The sequence below is a fragment of the Pseudomonas sp. IT-196MI5 genome, from assembly GCF_949767415.1.
Classification (GTDB): Bacteria; Pseudomonadota; Gammaproteobacteria; order Pseudomonadales; family Pseudomonadaceae; genus Aquipseudomonas.
Window position 1 is genome coordinate 1 of sequence record NZ_CATKPZ010000071.1, and the last position, 357, is coordinate 357.

A 357-nucleotide genomic window follows, 5' to 3' on the forward strand; every position below is an offset into this window, starting at 1 on the left:
GTTGCCGTCGTAGGCGAAGGATTCGGTCTGCCATTCCAGGCCGTCCTTGTGCCCGGCATGACGGGCGATCAGGCGGCCGAGTGGGTCGTACTCCAATTCGGTAACGCGGTCGCCATCGAGGCGGCGGGTCGGCTGATTGCTGCCGTGGTCGTACAGGTAGTGGGTGGTCTGCTGGTCGAAGCCGGTTTCCTTGAGCAGGCGCCCGGCCGGGTCGTACTTGAAGCTGGCGGTGCTGTTGTTTTCGTTGCGCAGTTCCAGCAGTTGGCCGAGGCGGTCCCAGCGGTAGTCGAGGGTTGTGTCATTGGCGTCCTGGCGCTGTTGGATCAGCCCGGCTTCGTTGTAGTGCCAGGTGGTGCG

The 357-nt window shown here is 64.1% G+C and carries 1 pseudogene; it reads right to left on the reverse strand.

Annotated elements, in window-relative coordinates:
• Nucleotides 1-357 (reverse strand): annotated as a pseudogene (locus tag ACM6IK_RS25700) (hypothetical protein); the annotation flags it as partial.